This window comes from Massilia consociata (assembly GCF_042432755.1).
Taxonomy (GTDB): domain Bacteria; phylum Pseudomonadota; class Gammaproteobacteria; order Burkholderiales; family Burkholderiaceae_D; genus Telluria; species Telluria consociata.
In genome coordinates this window covers 38390-54520 of the sequence record NZ_JBHLWP010000003.1, presented here as the reverse complement: position 1 = coordinate 54520, position 16131 = coordinate 38390, and the positions used below count along the sequence as shown (strand labels likewise).

General features: G+C 59.5%; 15 protein-coding genes and 2 tRNA genes. 9 read left to right on the top strand and 8 right to left on the bottom strand.

All coding sequences use genetic code 11. From position 1 onward, the window contains the following. Nucleotides 1-4 precede the first annotated feature (4 nt). From ACFFJK_RS01845 to ACFFJK_RS01835, 3 genes are all read left to right on the top strand, one after another. Nucleotides 5-2092, top strand: a complete 2088-nt coding sequence (locus ACFFJK_RS01845) for an AAA family ATPase (RefSeq protein ID WP_379677383.1) — start codon at nucleotides 5-7, stop codon at nucleotides 2090-2092. A gap of 54 nt (nucleotides 2093-2146) precedes the next feature. Continuing rightward, on the top strand, nucleotides 2147-2428 hold the full coding sequence (locus ACFFJK_RS01840; protein WP_379677382.1) for a site-specific integrase: 282 nt from the start codon (nucleotides 2147-2149) through the stop codon (nucleotides 2426-2428). 164 nt (nucleotides 2429-2592) lie between these two features. Continuing rightward, complete coding sequence (locus tag ACFFJK_RS01835) at nucleotides 2593-3207, top strand: hypothetical protein (RefSeq protein WP_379677381.1); 615 nt, start codon at nucleotides 2593-2595, stop codon at nucleotides 3205-3207. A gap of 18 nt (nucleotides 3208-3225) precedes the next feature. On the opposite strand, the gene ACFFJK_RS01830 is transcribed toward ACFFJK_RS01835, so the two are convergent. The 3 genes from ACFFJK_RS01830 to ACFFJK_RS01820 form a co-directional block, all read right to left on the bottom strand. After that, complete coding sequence (locus tag ACFFJK_RS01830) at nucleotides 3226-4005, bottom strand: HNH endonuclease (protein WP_379677380.1); 780 nt, start codon at nucleotides 4003-4005, stop codon at nucleotides 3226-3228. 112 nt (nucleotides 4006-4117) lie between these two features. Further along, nucleotides 4118-4208: transfer RNA gene (locus tag ACFFJK_RS01825), tRNA-Ser, on the bottom strand. A 76-nt stretch (nucleotides 4209-4284) separates the two neighbouring features. Continuing rightward, a complete protein-coding gene (locus ACFFJK_RS01820) occupies nucleotides 4285-4476 on the bottom strand; it encodes a hypothetical protein (protein WP_379677378.1) in 192 nt (63 codons plus the stop codon). Here ACFFJK_RS01820 and ACFFJK_RS01815 point away from each other — a divergent pair. Beyond that, nucleotides 4448-4813: a VOC family protein gene (locus ACFFJK_RS01815; protein ID WP_379677377.1), complete on the top strand. Its 366-nt coding sequence runs from the start codon at nucleotides 4448-4450 to the stop codon at nucleotides 4811-4813. The two genes, ACFFJK_RS01820 and ACFFJK_RS01815, sit on opposite strands and share 29 nt — an antisense overlap. Nucleotides 4814-5049: 236 nt before the next feature. Here the strand turns inward: ACFFJK_RS01815 and acs are convergent, their stop codons facing one another. Next, nucleotides 5050-7047: an acetate--CoA ligase gene (gene acs / locus ACFFJK_RS01810; RefSeq protein WP_379677376.1), complete on the bottom strand. Its 1998-nt coding sequence runs from the start codon at nucleotides 7045-7047 to the stop codon at nucleotides 5050-5052. Nucleotides 7048-7241: 194 nt separating this feature from the next. On the opposite strand from acs, the gene ACFFJK_RS01805 reads away from it, so the two are divergent. The 4 genes from ACFFJK_RS01805 to ACFFJK_RS01790 all read left to right on the top strand — a co-directional run bounded on the left by ACFFJK_RS01805 (nucleotide 7242) and on the right by ACFFJK_RS01790 (nucleotide 10522). Next, complete coding sequence (locus ACFFJK_RS01805; protein WP_379677375.1) at nucleotides 7242-7844, top strand: TIGR00645 family protein; 603 nt, start codon at nucleotides 7242-7244, stop codon at nucleotides 7842-7844. 45 nt (nucleotides 7845-7889) lie between these two features. Beyond that, the gene (locus ACFFJK_RS01800; RefSeq protein ID WP_379677374.1) at nucleotides 7890-9425 is read left to right on the top strand and encodes a fumarate hydratase; all 1536 of its coding nucleotides are present in this window, start codon (nucleotides 7890-7892) and stop codon (nucleotides 9423-9425) included. A 76-nt stretch (nucleotides 9426-9501) separates the two neighbouring features. Next, on the top strand, nucleotides 9502-10371 hold the full coding sequence (gene murI, locus ACFFJK_RS01795) for a glutamate racemase (protein ID WP_379677373.1): 870 nt from the start codon (nucleotides 9502-9504) through the stop codon (nucleotides 10369-10371). 75 nt (nucleotides 10372-10446) lie between these two features. Beyond that, a tRNA-His gene (locus ACFFJK_RS01790) sits at nucleotides 10447-10522 on the top strand. Between the two features lie 224 nt (nucleotides 10523-10746). Here ACFFJK_RS01790 and ACFFJK_RS01785 read toward each other — a convergent pair. Continuing rightward, a complete protein-coding gene (locus tag ACFFJK_RS01785; protein WP_379677372.1) occupies nucleotides 10747-10956 on the bottom strand; it encodes a cold-shock protein in 210 nt (69 codons plus the stop codon). Between the two features lie 358 nt (nucleotides 10957-11314). Between ACFFJK_RS01785 and ACFFJK_RS01780 the strand changes: the two genes are divergently transcribed. Beyond that, nucleotides 11315-12910, top strand: a complete 1596-nt coding sequence (locus ACFFJK_RS01780; RefSeq protein WP_379677371.1) for a sensor domain-containing diguanylate cyclase — start codon at nucleotides 11315-11317, stop codon at nucleotides 12908-12910. 46 nt (nucleotides 12911-12956) lie between these two features. Here the strand turns inward: ACFFJK_RS01780 and ACFFJK_RS01775 are convergent, their stop codons facing one another. The 3 genes from ACFFJK_RS01775 to ACFFJK_RS01765 all read right to left on the bottom strand — a co-directional run bounded on the left by ACFFJK_RS01775 (nucleotide 12957) and on the right by ACFFJK_RS01765 (nucleotide 15787). Next, nucleotides 12957-13358: a YXWGXW repeat-containing protein gene (locus ACFFJK_RS01775; protein WP_379677370.1), complete on the bottom strand. Its 402-nt coding sequence runs from the start codon at nucleotides 13356-13358 to the stop codon at nucleotides 12957-12959. A 174-nt stretch (nucleotides 13359-13532) separates the two neighbouring features. Continuing rightward, nucleotides 13533-13877, bottom strand: a complete 345-nt coding sequence (locus ACFFJK_RS01770) for an energy transducer TonB (protein WP_379677369.1) — start codon at nucleotides 13875-13877, stop codon at nucleotides 13533-13535. Between the two features lie 86 nt (nucleotides 13878-13963). Then, on the bottom strand, nucleotides 13964-15787 hold the full coding sequence (locus ACFFJK_RS01765; RefSeq protein ID WP_379677368.1) for a methyl-accepting chemotaxis protein: 1824 nt from the start codon (nucleotides 15785-15787) through the stop codon (nucleotides 13964-13966). Between the last annotated feature and the right edge of the window lie 344 nt (nucleotides 15788-16131).

Below are 16131 nucleotides of genomic sequence, written 5' to 3'. Positions count from 1 at the left end.
TTCCATGAAAATCAATCTCACGAATTGCAACAGTATTGATCAAGCCACCGTCTCAATTGAGCCAAACAGGCTAAACATTAAGCACGGCCCAAATGGAACTGGGAAGAGTACATTAGCAAAGGCCGTATTACTTAGCTGCGACGACAAAGCTTCCTTGAAAGATCTTACGCCTTTCAAATATAGAGATCTCGCGCCGACACCAGAAAATCAACCTTCAGTGACCGTAGATATTCCCTTGCAGTCGGTTGCGCTTTTTAATGAAGACTACATAAACCGATTTGTTTTCACTCAAGATGAAGTTCTAAAGAATAGCTTTGACATATTTATCAAGACTCAACAGTACGATGAAAAAATGTCAGAAATCGAGGGGATCATTGCCGACATTCGCAAGACATTTCGCGACCATGAAAAAATCGATGTGGTGCTGATCAATCTTAACGAGCTATTTGAATGTTTCGGAAAGTCAAGCACGGGGCTTGCAAAATCAAGTAAATTCATCAAAGGGATCGGCGATGGCAATGCCATTGAGAATATTCCGATTGAACTTGCGCCATTTGAAAAACATATTCGAAGCGACAGTAATTTAGCATGGCTTAAATGGCAAATGAGCGGCAATGCTTTTTTGGAAATCTCCGATGATTGCCCGTACTGCACCTCGCCGACGGCAGAAAAAAAGCAAACTATATTGGCAGTAGAGAAAACTTATGATGCAAAAGCTGTAGAACATCTATCGAAAATTCAAAATATCATCGAAAAACTGGGCGAGTATTTTTCCGATGAAACAAAAAATAGGTTAGAAAAAATCGTTAAGAATAAAGACGGGCTAAAGAAAGAAGAAGAGGCATTTCTTGGAGAGATCAAAAAGCAGGTCGAGACCCTCATTACAAAGCTTCGCGACATCAAGTCGATCTCATATTTCTCGCTCAAAGACTCATCAGAAATAAAAAAGGAAATTGAAAAACTTAAGATCGAACTCGCACTTTTGAGTCACTTAAACTCTGCGCCGACGAAGGAAATTTCCGATGAGATCAATCTTTGCCTAGACAACGTAATCGTCAAAGCTGGAAAACTACAAGGCGAGATCAACAAACAGAACAAGCTGATCCATCAAACTGCAGAAAAGCATAAGGAGGAGATTAACGGATTTCTGAAGTATGCTGGGTATAAGTATTACGTTGACATTGCTGAGGAATCAGACACCTACAAAATGAAACTGAAGCATTCTGAGTGTGACAGCGAAATCGCGCATGGTGCGACACACTTAAGTTACGGGGAGCGCAACGCCTTCGCCCTGGTACTTTTCATGTATGATTGCCTAACAAAAAGTCCTGACCTAATTATCCTCGACGATCCAATTTCCTCTTTCGATAAGAACAAAAAATACGCAATCATTGAAATGCTGTTCAGGGGCAAAAATTGCCTTAAAAACCGAACTGTTCTGATGCTGACCCATGACATCGAGCCAGTAATTGATATGATCAAGAATTTGGCACAGAACTTCCAACCTCGACCTTTAGCGCACTTCCTAACGGGCAAAGGAGGGATTGTTACCGAGAAAGAAATTCGGCGCGACGACATCCTTAGCTTCCCTCAAATTTGTGAACATAACATCGCGTCTGCAAAGCACGATGCTATTAAAGCAATTTACTTGCGACGTCATTATGAGATCATTGATGACAAAGGCTTAGAATATCAGCTGCTTTCTAATGTTTTCAAAAAACGGCAAAAACCTGTGGTGAGGACAATTGGAGCTGATAGCAACATTGTGGAAGTAGAAATGACCCCTGAAGAGCTAGCTACTTCTCAAGCGGCAGTCCAAAAAAAGATTCCCAATTTCGATTATCAGAATATTGTGGCTCATATGAATGATAAAGTTGCGATGTCAAAACTTTTTTACGAAACCAATAATAATTACGAGAAGCTCCAGATTTTCAGGATCATCAACAATGAAAACCATGAAAATAGCATAATTAAGAAGTTCGTGAATGAAACATACCACATTGAAAATGAATATATTATGCAGCTGAATCCACATGAATACGATTATGTACCCGACCATATCGTAGTCGAGTGTAGTAAGCAGTTGCAGTGATGACTTAGCACAAGCGGTGCTATCAAGGTTATCCACGGCGCCGCTCGCCGCACCATGAGCAGGGCAAGAGCGAGCGGCGCGGTGGGTAACCTGGCCACCTGCGCATTTCAAGGGTTGTTGAAAACCCCATCCCAGTCTATTCTGTCAACTTCAATGACGAGACTGCTTACAGAAACAAAGGTCGTTGTTCGCTTCACCGAGCACGACTTGCGCGCCAAGTGCGCGAGCGATGCGAAGACATTAGAGCATGCGAGGGCATTGCTGGCCCATGCCGACGGGCGTCTGACCGACCGCGTCTATCGCCGGAAGCCCGAAACCGTGGATCCGCTGCGTTAGTTGTCGCTGACCGCCTGCTCAGTTATCATTCCTATTGGCTGGATCGAGGCCTGGCAGCCCACCTTGCGCACCCGGACGGGACGATCACCTTCATTTTTCTTGAGATCCTCTTTACTGCGGGATCCAGTAGTGGGCGCTGGACTTACCGCATGAAGGAGTTTCTCATGCATACAGAACACATATTTTCCTCAGTCACCTTCGGCAAGTGGAAACGGCAAGCACGCGACTTAAAGCGATCGGGTGACTTGTCGCATCACCAAGCATTAGAACTCATTGCTGAAGCAAATCGCTTCAAGGATTGGCATCATGTCGTCACTGAGGCCAAGCTCAATCGCATCAGCGAATCAGCTTTTCGCTCTGGCCTTGTAGTTGCATATGACATCAAGGACGCCACAGAGAACTGGGTTCCGGACGACTCATTTGTTGACGATTCACGTGTTCACCTTTTCTGCCAAAATGATATCCTTGCTTGGTACCGGCGGGGAGATGAAGAGGCTGACGAAGAGGAAAAACGTGCCATCCCAAGCGATCCGGTTGAGTACATGGAAGAATTTGAAGAGTGGTATATGAACGTCCACTTCTTCCGATACGTTGGCCCGAGTTTGCCCTCGACACCGCGGAAGGTCCTGCCACTGCTCGATGAGCGATGCTTCTTCGCTCCGATGTTCTTCTGGCATGGAGGGAAATTCATCGATCCTTGGCGGGACCTGGCGGTGAACAATGTCCTCGACATGAGTGGAGAAACCGAACCCAACCGTGAACAAGTCGACCGTACGTAGACGGTGCTTCTAAGCCGTCTAACTAGCCTCGGCGAGTTTCGTATGCGCGAGGTCCCATTGTTGTGCCAGCGCCGCGTTTGACGGCCATTGTGCCAAATCCAGCGGAAGCATTAGGGGAGCCCCGGTTAGGACTCGGTATGTCGAGTCTGCAATTTCGGGGCTTACCCACACTTTTCGTGTATCCGGCTCCACTGCGATCAGCCCCAAGTCCCACAGAGTGTGAATGTCAGTGCGCAGCAGCAGCCCGTTCGTAACCGAATTCGTCTCTGGCCCCAGGTAGGGCGTGATGTGTGCGGCCTCTAGGAGAGGTGTAACTGAACAGCCAGTAATCGCACAGTGCCCACCGTAGGCGGCAATCAGGGTCTTCCTGAACTTCTGCTGCCCTCGCCGCTGTACGATTTCACGCAACACGCGTGCGCGTGCGTCCGCCTGATTTTTCGGATCAAACGGTTCGCTTAACGCGGACTCGATTTTTGATACCTGCTGTCTGTGCGGTCCATACTCAGCCTGCTTCTTTTCAAGAAGAGAGCCGACAGCCTGCAGGTATTTTTGATAGTTGCTGAGCGCAGCAGCGTACATCCCGTTACCGGTCTCATTCCGATCAAGGAATTCAGGAGTTTTCCTTAACTGCTCAGCAAGGGCTACGAACTCCGACAGATTGGGGATTTCTCCAATCGGCTTGGTCGTGAGTCCATAAGTCCGAGCCCAGTTCGTCAAGCGCCCCTTGATCGCACCCTGGTAACTGTTGGCCGATTTCTCAGAGAGCCCTGTCGACCTCATCCACTCCACAAAATCCATATTGCTTGCTCAGAAGATATTGAACAAGCAAGATAGCATTGAATCGAATAGCGCACGTCAAATCTATAGCGCAAATGCAAAGGGCCGCTCGAAAGCGGCCCTTATAAATGCTTGGCGGAGAGAGGGGGATTCGAACCCCCGATAGGCTATTAACCTATACACGCTTTCCAGGCGTGCGACTTAAACCACTCATCCATCTCTCCTGATGGGTTTCGTGTTGTCCACGAAGCCGCCTATTATAACAAGGTTTCTCGGCTGTACAAGACTGTTCCGCGAGCATCATGCAACTGCATCAACCGGCCAGCGCCGGCGCCAGGGGCGCAGCACGTGGCGGATGGGGTTAACTTGGGTGCCGACATCGTCCTCACCCACCAGCCCGCGCCGCTTCAGGTGGCGCAGCGCCACCTGCACCTCCGACTTCGAGCGCCCGGTTTCCATGGCGATGGTCTGCAGGCTGGCATTCGTCAGCATCCCCGTTTCCGACCAGGACCGCGCCCTCGCCTTCTATACCGAGAAGCTCGGCTTCGATATCTCCACCGACCAGCCGATGGGGCCGGGCAAACGCTGGATCGGGCTGCGCATCGCCAGCTCGAGCACGCGGGTCGTGCTGTTCACGCCGGATGGGCAGGAAGACCGTATCGGTTCCTTCTTCAATGGGTCGTTTGCCTGCGATAACGTGGAGGCGACGTACCGGCAGCTGAGCGGGCGCGGGGTCGAGTTTGTCGAGCCGCCCACGGTGCAGCCGTGGGGTTCCTTCGCCACATTCCGCGACCCCGACGGCAATACCTTCGTGCTGTCCTCGTCCTGATGGGGCGATCAGGCGAGGCACGTTGACGGCGTCGGTTCGGTAGTCAGCCCAATCGTCTTGTCGGCTTCGGTGAGAAAATTGGGCTCCGGCCTGCGCCGGAGCGACGGTCTTCAGGATAGGTGTGGAAACAACTTGTTCGACGCTATTACGTAAGAGCCCACATGCAAAAAAGCCCGCCCCTCTTGCGAGGAAGCGGGCTTGGCCCTCGGACGTCAATCAGACGCCCGTCAGTCTGATCAGGCGGTTTCCTTCAGCTGCTCCAGGATCGCTGGATTTTCCAGCGTCGACACGTCCTGGGTGATGTTTTCGCCCTTGGCCAGCACGCGCAGCAGGCGGCGCATGATCTTGCCGGAGCGGGTCTTGGGCAGGTTGTCGCCGAAGCGGATTTCCTTCGGCTTGGCGATCGGGCCGATTTCCTTCGCCACCCAGGTGCGCAGTTCGGCAGCCAGTTTCTTGGCGTCTTCGCCGCTCGGGCGGGCCTGCTTCAGCACCACGAAGGCGCAGATCGCCTCACCCGTGGTTTCGTCCGGCTTGCCCACCACCGCCGCTTCCGCGACCATCGGGTGCGCCACCAGGGCCGATTCGATTTCCATCGTGCCCATACGGTGGCCCGAGACGTTCAGCACGTCGTCGATGCGGCCGGTGATCGTGAAGTAGCCGGTGTCCTTGTTGCGCACCGCGCCGTCGCCGGCCAGGTAGTACTTGCCGCCGAGTTCTTCGGGGAAGTAGCTGGTGCGGAAGCGGTCCGGGTTGTTCCAGATGGTGCGGATCATCGACGGCCACGGGCGCTTGACGACCAGGATGCCGCCCTGCCCGTTCGCCACGTCGGCGCCGGCTTCGTCCACGATGGCGGCCATGATGCCCGGCAGCGGCAGCGTGCACGAACCCGGCACCAGCGGGGTGGCGCCCGGCAGCGGGGTGATCATGTGGCCGCCGGTCTCGGTCTGCCAGAAGGTGTCCACGATCGGGCAGCGGGCCTGGCCGACGTTCTTGTAGTACCACATCCAGGCTTCCGGGTTGATCGGCTCGCCGACCGAACCCAGCAGGCGCAGGCTCGACAGGTCGAAGTTCTTCGGGTGCACCTTCTCGTCCACGTCGGACGCCTTGATGAGCGAGCGGATCGCGGTCGGCGCGGTGTAGAAGATCGAGACCTTGTGCTTGGCGATGGTTTCCCAGAAGCGGCCGGCGTGCGGGTAGGTCGGCACGCCTTCGAACACGATCTGGGTGGCGCCGACGGCCGTCGGGCCGTAGGCGATGTAGGTGTGGCCGGTGACCCAGCCGATGTCGGCCGTGCACCAGTACACGTCGTCCGGCTTGATGTCGAAGGTCCATTTCATCGTCAGCGCGGCCCACAGCAGGAAGCCGCCGGTCGAGTGCTGGACGCCCTTCGGGGTGCCGGTCGAGCCCGATGTGTAGAGGATGAACAGCGGGTGCTCGGCATCGACCCATTCCGGTTCGCACTCCGCGCTCTGGCCGTCCACCAGCTCGTGCAGCCAGATGTCGCGGCCTTCCTGGAAGGCGATGTTGCCGCCGGTGCGCTTGTAGACGATGACGTCGCGGATGGTATCGCAGCCGCCCATGGCCAGCGCTTCGTCGACGATGGCTTTCAGCGGCAGCGACTTGCCGCCGCGCTGTTGCTCGTCGGCGGTGATGACGGCCACGGCGCCGGCGTCGATGATGCGTTCCTGCAGCGATTTGGCCGAGAAGCCGCCGAACACCACCGAGTGGGTGGCGCCGATGCGGGCGCAGGCCTGCATGGCGGTGACGCCTTCGATCGACATCGACATGTAGATGATGACGCGGTCGCCCTTCTGGATGCCGCGCGATTTCAGCGCGTTGGCGAACTTGCAGACGCGGGCGTGCAGCTCGCGGTAGGTGACACGGGTGGCCGCGCCGTCGTCGGCTTCGAAGATGATCGCGGTCTTGTCGGCGTTGCCGTTGGCAAGGTTGCGGTCGAGGCAGTTGTACGATGCGTTGAGCTGGCCGTCGCCGAACCATTTATAGAATGGCGCGTTGGATTCGTCGAGGGTGCTGGTAAAGGGCTTGTGCCAGTCGATGTTCTCGCGCGCCAGGCGTGCCCAGAAGCCTTCGTAGTCGGTGGCAGCTTCGGCGCACAGCTTCTCGTAGGCTTCCATGCCGGAGATCGCGGCCTTGGCGGCGAACTCGGCCGGCGGTGGGAACACGCGGTTTTCCTGCAGGGTGAACTCTTCCTGATTGCTCTCGTTCTCGGCCATCTTCGTCTCCAAGTTAGGTAGGTTTTTACTGGACACCTTAGGGGCGCTCGCTTACTGAGCCCTTACAACGAGCCTCTCGCAGATAGTCATTCTACCAACGGCTGCCGCAAAGCGGAGAAGGAACCCGCATTCGCGCGCTGGCGGGTGTAGAATGCTCGGCTGTATTTTTCCGCATCCCTGGAGTCTAGACCCCGATGGCGCCGTTCATTCCCCGAACCGAAGCAAAAAAGCTCAGTCCCCTCAATAACCTGATCTTCGCCAGCCGCTGGCTGCAGCTGCCGCTGTACCTCGGCCTGATCCTGGCGCAGTGCGTGTACGTATTCCATTTCTGGGTCGAGCTCAAGGACCTGATCGGCGCGGCGATGGGCAACGTCGATTCGCTCCAGCACATCCTGGATGTGGTGACCGTGCCGGGTGCGGCGCGTCCGACCAAGCTGACCGAGACCACGATCATGCTGGTCGTACTCGGCCTGATCGACGTGGTGATGATCTCGAACCTGCTCATCATGGTCATCGTCGGCGGCTACGAAACCTTTGTCTCGCGCATGCACCTCGAAGGCCACCCGGACCAGCCGGAATGGCTGTCGCACGTGAACGCCTCGGTGCTCAAGACCAAACTGGCGATGGCGATCATCGGCATCTCGTCGATCCACCTGCTGAAGACCTTCATCAACGCGGCGAACTACAGCAACGACACGATGATGTTCCAGACCATCATCCACTGCGCCTTCCTGCTGTCGGCCATGGCGATCGCCTACACCGACCGCATCGTCATGACCACCCACTCGAAACACTGACTCGAAACACCGAACGAAACACCCATCCTCCTGATCGAGAACATTATGGCAACCGTCATCACCCAAAACGACCTCATCGAATCAGTCGCGGCAGCGCTGCAGTACATCAGCTACTACCATCCTGCCGACTACATCCAGCACCTGGCGCGCGCCTACGAAACCGAGCAGAGCCCGGCCGCCAAGGACGCGATTGCGCAGATCCTGACCAATTCGCGCATGTGCGCGGAAGGCAAGCGCCCCATCTGTCAAGACACCGGCATCGTCAATGTGTTCCTGAAGATCGGCATGAACGTGCGTTTCGAGGGCTTCACCGGCTCCGTCACCGACGCCGTCAACGAAGGCGTGCGCCGTGCCTATGGTTTCGAGGACAACAAGCTGCGCGCCTCGATCGTGGCCGACCCGCACTTCGAGCGCAAGAACACCAAAGACAACACCCCGGCCGTGGTCCACATGGAACTGGTCGAAGGCGACACCGTCGATGTGAAACTCGCTGCCAAGGGCGGCGGCTCGGAAAACAAGACCAAGTTCGTCATGCTCAACCCGTCCGACTCGCTGGTCGACTGGGTTTTGAAAACCGTGCCGCTGATGGGCGCCGGCTGGTGCCCGCCGGGCATGCTGGGCATCGGCATCGGCGGCACCGCCGAGAAGGCGATGCTGATGGCGAAAGAGTCGCTGATGGAAGACATCGACATGTACGAGCTCAAGCAGCGCGGCCCGCAAAACAAGCTGGAAGAGTTGCGTATCGAGCTGTGCGACAAGATCAACGCGCTGGGCATCGGCGCCCAGGGCCTGGGTGGCCTGACCACCGTGCTGGACGTGAAGATCAACATGTATCCGACCCACGCGGCTTCCAAGCCGGTGGCGATGATCCCGAACTGCGCCGCCACCCGCCACGCCCACTTCGTGCTGGACGGCTCGGGCCCGGCCTACATCGAACCGCCGGCGCTGTCGACCTGGCCGGACGTGAACTGGCTGCCCGACACCGAGAAGTCCAAGCGCGTCAACCTGGACACCCTGACCAAGGAAGAAGTCGCCTCGTGGAAGCCGGGCCAGACCCTGCTGCTGAACGGCAAGATGCTGACCGGCCGCGACGCCGCGCACAAGCGCATCCAGGACATGCTGGCCAAGGGCGAGCCGCTGCCGGTGGACTTCACCAACCGCGTGATCTACTACGTCGGCCCGGTCGACCCGGTGGGCAATGAAGTGGTCGGCCCGGCAGGCCCGACCACCGCCACCCGCATGGACAAGTTCACCGACATGATGCTGGAGAAGACCGGCCTGATCTCGATGATCGGCAAGGCCGAGCGCGGCCCGGCGGCGATCGAATCGATCCAGAAGCACAAGTCGGCCTACCTGATGGCGGTGGGCGGCTCGGCCTACCTGGTGTCGAAGGCGATCAAGTCGGCCAAGGTCGTCGGCTTCGAAGACCTGGGCATGGAAGCGATCTACGAGTTCGACGTCACCGACATGCCGGTGACCGTGGCCGTCGATTCGACCGGCACCTCGGTGCACACCACCGGCCCGAAGGAATGGTCGGCCAAGATCGAATCGCTGAAAGGCATTCCGGTCGCCACGGTGTAACGTAGGGTGGGCGGCCCGTCATTCGGGCCGCCGGCCCGAATGACCCCACGCGTTCAACCATCCTGTCCGCCGCCCCATGGTATCCCCTGCCACCAACATCCACGCCCCGATCGGCATCTTCGACTCGGGCGTCGGCGGCCTCTCGGTGCTGCGCCACATCCAGGCGCAGCTGCCGCACGAACACCTTCTGTACTTCGCCGATTCCGGCTTCGCCCCGTACGGCGACAAGCCGGAACACGTCGTCATCGACCGCGTGCTGGCCATCGCCGCCTTTCTCAAGGCACAGGGCGTCAAAGCATTCGTCGTCGCCTGCAACACCGCCACCGTCGCCGCCGTGCGCATCCTGCGCGAGCGCTATCCCGGCATGCCGATCGTCGGCGTCGAACCCGGCCTGAAACCGGCCGCCGGGGCCACGCGCAAGGGCGTGGTGGGCGTGCTCGCCACCGAGCGCACGCTGGGCGGCGAAAAATTCCTGCTGCTGCGCGACCAGATCGTCGACGCCACCGGCGCCCGCTTCCTGTTGCAGCCCTGCGTCGGCCTGGCCGACCAGATCGAATTCGGCGAACTCGACTCGCAGGAGACCGAGGCGATGCTGGAACGCTACATCGCCCCGCTGCTGGACCAGGGCGCCGACACGCTCGTGCTCGGCTGTACGCACTATCCGCTGGTGCAGGCCTCGATCGAACGCGTGGTGCGGCGCCGGACCGGCGCCGAGGTGAAACTGATCGACACCGGCGACGCCGTGGCGCGCCAGCTGGCGCGGCTGCTGGAGGCGGCCGGGCTGCTGCGCCAGGACGATGGCGGCCCCGCGCGCCTGGACGGCTTCACGAGCGCCAGCGCCGCGGCCCTGAGCGCGGCCTTCACCACCTTGCTGGGGCTGGATCCGCCGGTACACGAGGTGGAGATCGGTGTTGCCTGCCCCGGCTCGAGCGCGCCACGCATTTAAATTTGCCAGTTCGCGGATACCTTTGTATAATCTTGTTCTGTCTCGGAAACAGCGAGGCAAAGCAGCAAGACAGTGGTGGCTGTAGCTCAGTTGGTAGAGTCCAGGATTGTGATTCCTGTCGTCGTGGGTTCGAGTCCCATCAGCCACCCCAAGAATTCGAAAGGCCACAAGCTCGCTTGTGGCCTTTTTTGTTTCTACCGCCCTGCCCTTCTCGCCCTCGCCTGACCTGGCACGGCGCCAAAGCAAAAGCCCGCCAGATGGCGGGCTTTGTTTCGCTACGGCCTCGCCCATGCTATCTGCATGGTGCGCGCCGTTTGATCGCTGCAGCCTCGCCCACGCTATCTGCGTGGTGCGCGCCGCCGATCGGCGATCCGATCAGATCGCGCGGATGCTGCCGGCTTTGTCGCCTTTTGGTCCGGTCGAGCGCACGAAGGAAACGCGTTGGTTTTCTTGCAGGCTCTTGAAACCTTCCGATTGGATATCGCCGAAGTGGGCGAACAGGTCGGCGCCACCGGCGTCAGGGGTGATGAAGCCGAAACCCTTGGAATCGTTGAACCATTTGACGGTGCCAGTTTGAGTAGTCATATTTTTTTCCTTGAAATTGCATGGGCAACAGCGCCCAGGCGCACATTCGACCAGAGAGGGTGAAACGGGAGGAAATCAAACGGGACCGCCAAACGGCGAGACAGGAGAGAAAGACCAACAATAACAACGACTTGATGCAGTGCCAGACAAAAGATACAGGTGTTTTCCCGATTTACCTAATGGTTTCGGAATTCATTTCGAAAAGTGTGCACGCCGACGGCGCTGCGGGCAGCGCTCCGGGTACGACGATTGCTGATGCGCGCTTGCATCTTCCCGCTGCAACATGCTCGACTTTTACATGCACCATGGCTATCCTCGCTAGCTTCAGCCACTTTGTCTCTGCCCAGCAGCACTTCCGATGCCTTCGAGCCAGCCTGTCACTACCCCGATCACGCGCCTGACGGCAAAGAAACGCCCGGCCGTGCGCTACGCCATCCTGCTCCTGGCCCTGTTCTGCACCTTGCTGGTGGCGGCCCAGGCCTGGAATGCCTGGACGGCGCGCCAGAGCCGGCTGGCCGAGCATGCGGCCGCGACCTCGAACATGGCGGGCGCCCTGGCGGCCCAGGCGGAGAGCGCGATCCGGATCGTGGATACGGTGCTGTCGAGCGTGGTCGAGCACGTCGAACACGACGGTCTGGCGCCGGCCTCGGCCGAGCGCCTGCGCCAGCACATGCGCCAGATGGTAGCCAGCACCGAGGAACTGCATGGCCTGTTCGTGTACGGCGCGGACGGCAGCTGGCGGGTAACTTCGCTGGACCGGGCGGTCGATGGCAACAATGCCGACCGCGAGTACTTCCAGTACCACCTCAACAATGAAGGCAGGGGCGTCCACATCGGCACGCCGATCCGCAGCCGCTCCAGCGGCGAGTGGGTGCTGCCGATATCGCGCCGCCTCGAGCACGCCGACGGCAGCTTCGCCGGCGTGGCGCTCGGCACGATCCGGCTCGATTACTTCGCCGACCTCTACGACAGCTTCGACGTGGGCCGCGAAGGCGTCATCCTGCTCGCGCTCGACAATGCCACCATGGTGTACCGGCGCCCGTTCAACGAAAAGCTGATCGGCTCGAACATCGCCGCGGGACCGATTTTCCAGCTGTACCGGACCCGCGGGCCGGTCGGCACCGAGATGCTGCGCTCGAAGGTCGATGGCGTGGTACGGCTGTACAGCTACCGGCACCTGGGCGACCTGCCGCTGATCGTCGCCACCGCGCAGTCGAAGCAGGACATCCTGGCCGAGTGGCAGAAGTCGACCCTGCTGATGTCCGCCGTGACCGTGGTCGTGGTGCTGCTGCTGGTTGGGGTCGGCATGCGGCTGGTGCGCCAGATCATCATTCGCGACGAGCTCGAACACGAACTGCTCATTGCAAAGGAACACCTGCAGGACCGCAACCGCGAACTGACGGTACTGGCCACCAATGACGGGCTGACCGGGATCGCCAACCGGCGCCACCTGGAGGACACGCTGCGCCTCGAGCTCAACCGTGCTGCCCGCAGCGGCGAGCCGGTGTCGATGATCCTGATGGACGTGGATTTCTTCAAGAAGTACAACGACCGCTATGGCCACGTGGCCGGCGACGACTGCCTGCGCCAGGTCGCGGCCGCCTTGCGCAACGGCCTGGGACGGCCGACCGACCTCGCGGCGCGCTACGGCGGCGAAGAGTTCGCCGTCGTCCTGCCGGGCACCGGCCAGGTCGGCGCCCGCTACGTGGCCGAGCGCCTGCGACTGGCCATCATGGACCTGGGCGTCGCCCATGCCGACAATCCGCCGGGGGTGGCGACGATCAGTGCCGGTGTCTGCACGCTGCACGCCACGCCTGCGGCGACAGGCGATCCGGAGGCCTTCGTCCGGCAGGCCGATGCCCTGCTCTACCGTGCCAAGGCCACGGGCCGCAACCGCGTCTGCAGCGACCTCGACCAGACGGACGCCGCACCGGCGCCGTCGCTGGCCATATAAAAAAACCGCCTGCGATGCAGGCGGGTTGTCGGATTACCGGTAGCGATCAATAGCGGTACGGGTTGTTCGGACGGGCGTCGTAACGGTTCGGGACGCCGTCGCGATCGCGGTCGCGGCGTGCCATGCGGCGCTCGTCGCGGACCCAGCCGCCGCGGTCGAGATACCAGCCGTGACGGTCCTGGCGCCATACCGGCTGCTGGTACACGTAGCCGGCCCGCACGCGCTCCCAGTGGCCGCGTTCCCAGGTGTAGCGGCGGCCATTCCAGTTCCAGTGGCCCGGCACCCATTCGTAGCCGCGCCGTGCGGCAGGGATCGCTTCATGGCGCGGCGCCGGCGGCGCCTTGTGGACCACGATCACTTCGGTGCGGCCCTGGGCCTGCGCCTGGACCGGCGCGAAGGCGGCGGTGGAGATCAGGACGGCTGCGGTAGCGGCAAGAATCGATTTCATGGTGCTTCTCCTTTCGGTGTGTGTTGGAACCACTATAGCCAGGCACAGCCGGGCAAGGGCCGAATGAAAGAAGTTCTTACAAGCGATACATAACGCGAAGAAATTGTAACTGCGGGGCGGACAGATAAAAAAACAGCCGGCGCAAGGCCGGCTGTTCTTCATCGGGGAGCCGGATCAGTCCAGCTTCCAGGCGTAGTCGACCTTGGTCCAGGTCTGGGCCGGTGCGCCATCCTTGGTGCCCGGCTTGAACTTGCACGACGACAGGCCCTTGATGGCCGCCTTGTCCAGGTTCTTGAAGCCGCTCGACTTCTCCAGCTTCGACTCGGCCACGGTACCGTCCGCATTGACCAGGAACGAGGCCGAGGTGGTGCCCTGCTCTTCGTTCATCAGCGATGCCTTCGGGTACTCGACCGCGCACTTCTTCGGGTCGAACGATGCCGGCACTTCAGCGGCGAAGGTGGCGCCGGCGGCGGTGGCGAGGGTCATTGCTGCGATCAGCTTTGCGGTCAGGTTTTTCATGGTTTCCCCAATAGGTTGTTGTTCAATGTTGTTCAAGTCAGGCTGTCTTGCTGCATGCCGGCCCGGAAGCCGGCGCATTGTCGTTCCTAGAATTCTTCCCACTCGTCGTTGCCGACGGTGGCGGTCTTCTTCGGCTCGGCCTTTTTCGGCTCTGCCTTCTTCGGCTCGGCCTTGGCCGGCTTGGCTGCGGCCGCGTCGTCCTGCGTGGCTGCGGCTGGCTTCTTAGCAGCCGGCTTCTTCAGGGCCGGAGCTGGGCGTTTGGCCGCCGGCTGGCGCAGCGCGACGGCGGTGCCGGCTGCTGCTGCGGGAACCGCGGCCGGCGCTTCCACCTGGTACTGCTCGCCCTCGGTCAGCTTGAAGATGCTGACGACGCGGGTCAGTTCGCTTGCCTGGTCCTGCAGGCTCTGCGCTGCGGCAGCGGCTTCTTCCACCAGGGCGGCGTTCTGCTGGGTCATGCTGTCCATCTCGATGATCGACAGGTTGACCTGTTCGATGCCGGCGCTCTGCTCGGCGCTGGCGGCGGCGATGTCGCTCATGATGTCGGTGACGCGGCGCACACTGGCCACCACTTCGTCCATCGTCACGCCGGCCTGGCCGACCAGCTTGCTGCCGCGCTCGACCTTCTCGACGGAGTCGCCGATCAGGGTCTTGATTTCTTTTGCGGCCGCGGCCGAACGCTGGGCCAGGTTACGCACTTCGCTCGCCACCACCGCGAACCCGCGGCCCTGTTCGCCGGCACGTGCCGCTTCCACCGCGGCGTTCAGCGCCAGGATGTTGGTCTGGAAGGCGATGCCGTCGATGACGCCGATGATGTCCGAGATCTTGCTGGCCGAGGTGTTGATCTCGCCCATCGTGCCCACCACCTGCGACACCACTTCGCCACCCTTGCGGGCCACTTCCGACGCGGTCGCCGCCAGCGCATTGGCTTCACGGGCGTTGTCGGCGTTCTGCTTGACGGTCGAGGTCAGCTCTTCCATGGCCGAGGCGGTCTTTTCCAGCGAGCTGGCCTGCAGTTCGGTACGCGAGGACAGGTCGATGTTGCCGGCGGCGATTTCACGCGAGGCGGTGCCGATGGTTTCGGTGCCGCGACGTACCTGTTCGACGATGCCGACCAGGCTGTTGCGCATTTCCTTCATTTCCACCAGCAGGCTGCCGCGGTCCGACGAATCGGTCTCGATCGCCACGGCCAGGTCGCCGTGGGCAATGCTGGTGGCGATCATCGCGGTGTAGGCCGGCTCGCCGCCCAGTTGCTTGCGCAGGCTGCGGGCAATCACCCATGCTGCAGCGGCGCCCATTGCCACGGCCGCCAGCAGCAGCACGATCATGAAGTTACGGGCGTTATGGAATGCGGCCTCGGCATCGGCCTTGCTCTGGGCATTCTGCGCCTCTTCCAGCGCGGCCAGCTGGTCCAGCGCATCGGTCCACTTCTTCTGCACCGGGCGCACTTCGCGGATCATCACGCGGGTGGCTTCCATTGCGCTATTGGCCAGGTACAGTTCCGATGCCTTGACGATGGCCGGCATGGCGACAGACTCGGATTCCTTGATCTGGGCCAGCAGCGCCTTTTCCTGGTCGCTGGCGTGGGCTGCGAAGATCGTCGACAGCTTCTTCTGGGCTTCCTCGTACTTGCGGGTCTGTTCCTTGAACTTGTTCATTTCCGGCTCCATGTCGGCCGGATCGGTCATCAGGGTCAGGACGCGCAGCGACGCGATGCGGTCGCTGACGTTGTTGCGCATCTCGATCACGAGGCTGGTCGATACATTGCTGACGCTGACCACACGCTCGAGACGGTCCTGGATCTGCGACATGCGCAGGATGCCCACCACCGTGACGGCGATCAGCAGGACCAGCACCAGCGCGAAACCGAGCGCGAGGCGGGTACCGACCTTCAAGTTATTCAAAAATGCCATTCGTGTTTTCCCTGTGTTTATTGATGGAATTCGCCCGGATCGATGCGCCGTGCGACGCGTATTGCATGCCTGTTTCACACAGGCTGCTTTTGTTTCCGACAGGATAAATCAAAATTCCGGCGGAAAACCGTAAACGGGTTGCCGCATCCGAACTGTTTCAGCTCAACAACAAGCTTGATACAGATCAAGCATGGGAGCGAAGGAAATTATGGAGGGACTCTTGCTGCTGGGCAAGCATTACGGCACTTGTCTAGACTATCCAAACAATAAATTGTCTCTATTTGCCGACAAGAAACAAAAAAGGCGCACCGAAGTGCGCCCGCGTCTGTACGGAATTGTGTCTT